Source organism: Streptomyces viridochromogenes DSM 40736 (assembly GCF_000158955.1).
Taxonomy (GTDB): domain Bacteria; phylum Actinomycetota; class Actinomycetes; order Streptomycetales; family Streptomycetaceae; genus Streptomyces; species Streptomyces venetus.
Genome location: NZ_GG657757.1, coordinates 2,385,691 through 2,391,813, shown reverse-complemented (window position 1 = coordinate 2,391,813; position 6,123 = coordinate 2,385,691). Strand labels below are relative to the sequence as shown.

Annotated in this window: 5 protein-coding genes and 2 pseudogenes; 4 read left to right on the top strand and 3 right to left on the bottom strand. The window is 73.5% G+C overall.

What is annotated here, in order from left to right:
- Positions 1 to 319: 319 nt before the first annotated feature.
- On the top strand, positions 320 to 1,099 hold the full coding sequence (locus SSQG_RS10480) for an endo alpha-1,4 polygalactosaminidase (RefSeq protein WP_039932319.1): 780 nt from the start codon (positions 320 to 322) through the stop codon (positions 1,097 to 1,099).
- Positions 1,100 to 1,132: 33 nt separating this feature from the next.
- On the opposite strand, the gene SSQG_RS10475 is transcribed toward SSQG_RS10480, so the two are convergent.
- Positions 1,133 to 1,915, bottom strand: a complete 783-nt coding sequence (locus tag SSQG_RS10475; RefSeq protein ID WP_003989714.1) for an adenosylcobinamide-GDP ribazoletransferase — start codon at positions 1,913 to 1,915, stop codon at positions 1,133 to 1,135.
- Between the two features lie 60 nt (positions 1,916 to 1,975).
- On the opposite strand from SSQG_RS10475, the gene SSQG_RS10470 reads away from it, so the two are divergent.
- Positions 1,976 to 2,737, top strand: coding sequence for a hypothetical protein (locus SSQG_RS10470; RefSeq protein WP_003989713.1), 762 nt, complete (start codon positions 1,976 to 1,978; stop codon positions 2,735 to 2,737).
- Here SSQG_RS10470 and SSQG_RS42140 read toward each other — a convergent pair.
- Positions 2,677 to 3,375 (bottom strand): annotated as a pseudogene (locus SSQG_RS42140) (hypothetical protein). The gene SSQG_RS10470 and the pseudogene SSQG_RS42140 overlap by 61 nt on opposite strands.
- A 134-nt stretch (positions 3,376 to 3,509) precedes the next feature.
- Positions 3,510 to 4,610 carry a nicotinate-nucleotide--dimethylbenzimidazole phosphoribosyltransferase gene (cobT, locus tag SSQG_RS10460; RefSeq protein WP_003989711.1) on the bottom strand — a complete coding sequence of 367 codons (1,101 nt, stop codon included), beginning with the start codon at positions 4,608 to 4,610 and terminating at the stop codon, positions 3,510 to 3,512.
- 156 nt (positions 4,611 to 4,766) lie between these two features.
- On the opposite strand from cobT, the gene SSQG_RS10455 reads away from it, so the two are divergent.
- Both SSQG_RS10455 and SSQG_RS38980 read left to right on the top strand, forming a co-directional pair.
- Positions 4,767 to 5,825 carry a class I SAM-dependent methyltransferase gene (locus SSQG_RS10455; protein WP_003989710.1) on the top strand — a complete coding sequence of 353 codons (1,059 nt, stop codon included), beginning with the start codon at positions 4,767 to 4,769 and terminating at the stop codon, positions 5,823 to 5,825.
- A 133-nt stretch (positions 5,826 to 5,958) separates the two neighbouring features.
- Positions 5,959 to 6,123, top strand: a pseudogene (locus SSQG_RS38980) (mechanosensitive ion channel family protein); the annotation flags it as partial.

Genomic DNA, 6,123 nt, shown 5'->3' with positions numbered 1-6,123 from the left:
CGACCGACCCTATTCCGACCTCAGGGTCCGGTAATCACGGGGCCTTCCCCGGTGCGGCGAACACTCGACGTCGAGACTACGCGCGTGGCCCGGTTCGCTCATTCCTGCGGGCGTTCACCTCTGGGTGGCATGGTGGCCATTTGTTGATCCCTCACACTGGTGAGCTGAGTCACACTCGTCGCGATCCGGTGAGCGCCCGCGCCGACCCGGAAGGCCTGGCGAAGGCCCGGGGTGCGGCGGTGCACTGCGCGGTCCCCGGAACGGGAGATCATCCTTGGGGCACCCTGCCGTCCACCTTGCACAACCCGGAGATCACCCCGTGAGACGTCTGTCCCCGCTCGTCGCCCTGCTGCTCCTGCTGCTCGCGGGCTGCACCCAGGACCCCGACGACAAGCCCGGCCCCCGCTGGCAGCCCCGGCCCGGCACCGCCTGGCAGTGGCAGCTCAGCGGGCGTCTGGACACCTCCGTCGACGTGCCGGTCTACGACATCGACGGCTTCGACCACTCCGAGGACACGGTCACCGGGCTGCACGACGACGGCCGCAAGGTCATCTGCTATCTCTCCACGGGCGCCTGGGAGGAGTTCCGCCCGGACGCCGGGAAGTTCCCGAAGAAGGTGCTCGGCCGGGGCAACGGCTGGAAGGGCGAGCGCTGGCTCGACATCCGCCGCACCGACGTCCTGGAGCCGCTCATGGCGGCGCGCATCGACATGTGCCGCGACAAGGGCTTCGACGCCGTGGAACCCGACAACATGGACGGCTACCGCAACGACACCGGCTTCCCCCTCACCGCCGCCGACCAGCTCCACTACAACCGCCTCGTCGCCCGGCTGGCCCACGACCGGGGCCTGGCCGTCGGCCTGAAGAACGACCTGGACCAGATCCCGGAACTGGTCGGGGACTTCGACTTCGCGGTCAACGAACAGTGCGCCCAGTACGGCGAGTGCGCGGCCCTGAAGCCGTTCGTCGAGGCGGGCAAGGCGGTCTTCCACGTCGAGTACGAGGTGCCGACCGGCCGCTTCTGCGCCGAGTCCCGCCGGCTGAAGCTGAGTTCGCTGCTCAAGAAGTACGAACTGGGGGTGTGGCGGCGGGCGTGCTGAGCCCCGTCGCGGTGACCGGCGCGGGAGCTCGTCTCAGCCCAGCGACAGCACGACGAGGGCCGTGGTCGCCGCCGTCTCCGCCAGGCCGCCGAACACGTCACCGGTGACCCCGCCGAAGCGGCGGGTGCAGTGGCGGAGGAGCGCTTCGGCGGCGCCCAGGGCGAGCACGACCGCGAGCACGGTCCGTGCCACGTCGTACGGGCCGAGGGAGACGCTCCCCGCAGCCGCGGCCCCCGCGACCGCGACGGCGGCGAGCAACGCTCCTCGCATCGGCACCACACCCGCGACCGCCGCCCCCAGCCCCTCGGGCCGGGCCGCCGGCACCCCGGCCCGGGCCGCCAGGGTCAGGGCCAGCCGGGCCACGGTCGCGGAGACGACGGCGGCCCACGCGCCCCGGGCCCAGGAGGCGTCGTAGGCCTGGGCGAGCGCGGCGACCTGGGCGAACAGGGTGAGGACGAGGGCGATGACCCCGAACGGCCCGATGTCCGACTGCTTCATGATCCGCAGCGCGTCCTCGGCGGGCTTCCCGCTGCCCAGCCCGTCGGCGGTGTCCGCGAGACCGTCCAGGTGCAGCCCCCGGGTGAGGACGGCCGGCACGGCGACGGTGGCCACGGCCGCGAGCAGACCCCCGGCACCGAGGAACAGCGTCACCAGCCCGGCGGCGGCGGCAGCGGTACCGACCGCCAGCCCGGCCGCCGGCGCCCACAGCATCCCGCCGCGCGCCGCCTCCCGGTCCCAGCGGGTCACCCGGACCGGGAACACCGTGAGGGTGCCGAAGGCGAAGCGGAGGCCGTCGAGGGGCGAGGTTCTGGGCACCGGCGCAGGCTACCGGCCGGTCAGGAGAGCGGGCACGGCGGCCGAGGATAAAGTTCACATATGGGATGGTTCGAGCGGAACATCGTGGAACCCGGCAAGCTGCCGCTGCTCCTCGCTCTCATCTCCTTCGTCCTGACCTTCGTGATCACCCGGACCATCACCCGCCTCATCCGGGCGGGCAAAGGCCCCTTCGGCAACGTCAGCAGCGGAGGCGTCCACGTCCACCACGTGGTCCCCGGCGTCATCCTGACCATCGTCGGCGGCTTCGGCGCGGTCGCCGGCGGCCAGCACGGCTTCGGTTCGTGCCTGGCCGCGGTGTTCTTCGGCATCGGCGCGGGCCTCGTCCTCGACGAGTTCGCCCTGGTCCTGCACCTCGCCGACGTCTACTGGACCGCGGACGGCCGCAAGAGCGTCGAGATGGTCGTCCTCACCGCCTCGCTCGTCGGCCTGCTCCTGCTCGGCTTCTCGCCGCTGGGCGTCAACGACCTCTCCGAGGGCCAGGAGCAGAACCGCGCCGTCGCCCTCGCGACCGTCCTCGTGAACTTCGCCTTCGCCCTCGTCGCGCTGTTCAAGGGCAAGATCCGCCTCGCGGTCCTGGGGGCGATCATCCCGGTCGTGGCCCTGATCGCCGCCGTACGGCTGGCCCGCCCCGCCTCCCCGTGGGCCAAGCGGTTCTACCGGAACCGCTACCGCGCCCGCGCGAGATCCACCCTGCGGGCCTACCACCACGACCGCCGCTGGGTGGGCCCCCGGCGCGCCTTTCAGGACTGGATCGGCGGTGCGCCCGACCCCGAGCCGACCCGGTCCCTCGAACGCCGCTGACGCAGCTCGCGGCCGCGCACAGCACCAGCACGGCCGCGATCGCCGCCAGGTGCTCCTTGCCCGCGAGGTTCTCCTTCACCGCGACCTCGGCCACCATCGCCGCGATCACCGCCCCGGCCGTGACGTACGCGCGGTGGCGCAGGCCCAGGTACACGGCAAGACCCACCCACGCCGCCGACGGCCCGGTGTCCCACCACGCGGGCGTTCGAGGCGGGCAGCCCCAGCGGGAAGTCAGCCCCCAGCCAGACGCCCAGGCGGGCGTACAGGGTGCCGGCGAGCGTCGCGACGTAGGCGATGAGCAGCGTGCGTCCCCGGCCGAGGCAGAGCTCCGCGACACCGAACACCACCAGGATCTGCGCCAGCGCGCCCCACACCGGCAGATCCAGCGCGGGCACGAACAGCGACAGCGGCGTCCGCAGGAGCGCGAGCCACAGCGGGTCCTCGGCGCGAACGGCACCGACGTCCTGCACGAACCGATAGCCCCACGACTGGCTGTGCACGAAGTGCAGCACCGCCGTGAGGCACACGGCCGTGACCGCCATCGGCACGGCCCGCCACCGCCGCTCCCGCAGCGGCCCGCGCACGGTCGCGTACAGCGGCCCCCATTCGGCGCGGGCCCAGCGGGCGAGCGTGGTCATCGAGCGGTCGTCCCCGTCCGTGCGGCGGTACGTCTGAGGGAGTCTGCGACTCAGTCGAACCGACCCCACGTTCCAAGACCGACCGGAACGGGACGAAGTTGAGCCAGGCGTGCGTGACCTGGCTCTCTCGGGCGCTACTGCTCGGCGGCCGCCTCGGAGACCTCCGACTCCACCGGCTCCTCGGACTCCTTCGGCTTCTCGGGCAGCTCCGCCGCCAGCGCGGCCGCGGCCTGCACCAGGGGGAGTGCCAGCAGGCCGCCCGCGCCCTCGCCGACGGTCACGCCCTGGGTCAGCAGCGGCTCCAGGGCCATCCGGTCCAGCGCCTTGGCCTGCCCGGGCTCTCCGCTGTCGTGCGCGGCCAGCCACCAGTCCGGTGCCCGGAAGGCGATCCGCTGCGCGACCAGCGCGCACGCGGCCGTCACCACCCCGTCCAGCACCACCGGCAGCTTCCGCACCGCGCTCTGCAGCAGGAAGCCCGTCATCGCCGCGAGATCGGCGCCGCCCACCGCCGCCAGCAGCCGCAACTGGTCCCCGAGCACCGGCCGGGCCCGGCGCAGCGCGTCACGGATCGCCGCGCACTTGCGCATCCACGCCAGGTCGTCGATGGCCAGCCCGCCCCGCCCGGTGACGACCGACGCGTCGACCCCGCACAGCGCCGCGACCAGCACGCCCGCCGCCGTGGTGCCGCCGACGCTCACATCGCCGAGCACCACCAGATCCGTACCGGAGTCGGCCTCCTCGTCGGCCACCGCGACCCCGGCCCGGAACGCCGCCTCGGCCTCCTCCGGCGTCAGCGCGTCCTCGATGTCGATCCGCCCGCTGCCGCGCCGCACCCGGTACCGTACGACGTCCTCGGGCAGCGCCTCCGGGTCGCAGTCCAGGGCCATGTCGACGATCCGCACGGACACACCCAGCCGCCGTGCCAGCACCGACACGGGCCGGCCGCCCTCCAGCACCTCGCGCACCAACTCCCCGGCGCCGCCCGCCGGACGAGCCGAGACGCCCAGCTCGGCGACGCCGTGGTCACCGGCGAAGAGCACCACCCGCGGCCGCTCGACCGGCCGTACCGGCACGGCGGACTGCGCCGCGGCCAGCCACTCACCCAGGTCGTCGAGGCGGCCCAGCGCTCCGGGCGGCACGATCTGCCGCTCCCGGCGAGCCTCGGCGTCACGGCGCACCCCGCCGTCCGGACGCTCGATCAGATCGGTGAAGTCGTCGAGATTAAGCGAGCTCATTCGCCGAACAGTACCGGCACGGATCGAACAGCACGGCGCCACATCGCGACTCCGTCAGCGCGACGTCGTTGCACCCAAGATCGGCATCCCATACGTTCCGGTTTGCAGCTGATTGTCGTACGCCCCTGCCGTACGTCTCGCGCCCGGGAGCCGCCCATGCCCGCACCCTCCACCCCCTCCACCCCCTGCGCGCCGTCCGCCGCCCAGGCGACCACCCGCGTCCACGAACCACGCCGCGAGGACTGCCCCTGGTGCGGCTCCACCCGCCTGCGGAACCGGATGCGCAGCGGTGACCTGCGGCAGTACAAGCCGGGCAGCTTCACCGTCGACCAGTGCCGCGACTGCGGCCACACCTTCCAGAACCCCCGCCTCACGTTCGAAGGCCTCGCGCTCTACCACCGCACCGCGCGTGGAGCACCCCTGGACCCCGCGTCCGACTCGCTCCTCGCCCTGCGCGCGAGCCGGCACCGCCACCGTTCGGCCGCCCGCGCGATGCGGCGCGTCGGGGAGCCGGAGAGCTGGCTCGACGTGGGCACGGGCCACGCCCGATTCCCCGCGACGGCACAGGAGTTCTTCCCCTACACGTCCTTCGACGGCCTCGACCACACTCCACTCGTGGTCCGGGCCCGGACGGCCGAACGCGTCGAGGAAGCCCACGTGGGCCGCCTGACGGACCCCCGCGTCGCGACCCCCCTGCGCGCCCGCTACGACGTGGTCAGCATGCTCCACCACCTGGAGGGCACCACCGACCCCCGAGCGGAACTCCACGCGGCCCTCGCCGCCCTGCGCCCCGGCGGCCACCTGCTCGTCGAGACCCTCAGCCCTCGCAGCGTCTTCGCCGCGATGCTGGGCCGCTGGTGGCTCTGCTACGACCAGCCCCGCCACCTCCACCTGCTCCCGCCGCAGAACCTCAGAGCCGAGCTGGAGGCCGCCGGCTGCGAGATCCTCACCCTCGACCACCGCCCGGTTCACGTGCCCCACGACCTCTCGGGTGCCATGGCCCTGGCTCTCGCCCACAGCGTCCCGGCGCCCGACACCCCGTGGCGGGCGATCCCCCCACCCCCCGTCCGCCGGCACGCTCGCAGCGCCCTCCTCCGGGCGGGCCTCCCCTTGGTGGCCCTGGCAGCGGCAGCAGACCACGCCCTCGCCCCCCTGGCCCGCCGCACCCGCCTCGCCAACACATACCGCCTGATCGCCCGCAAGCCGACCACCTAGCCTGCGGGCCGCCGCCCCAGCTGCGGGCAGTCTCGTCCCAGCTGCGGGCAGTCGTGCCGCTGGGGCGATGGGGGTCCCCCCTGCTCGAGCGAAGCCGAGAGCTTGGGGGAGGGTGGGCGCAGCGGCACCCCGCACCCCGCAGATGACCGGCATCGTCTTCTGGCACCTCGACCACACGGCCCCCGTCGAAGCGATGCGCGACAAGCTCCGCGACATCCTGCGCGAGTGCCCGGCCTGGGACGGCCGCGCCTACAACCTGTGCGTCACGGACACCACCCCGAACACCATCCAGGTGCGG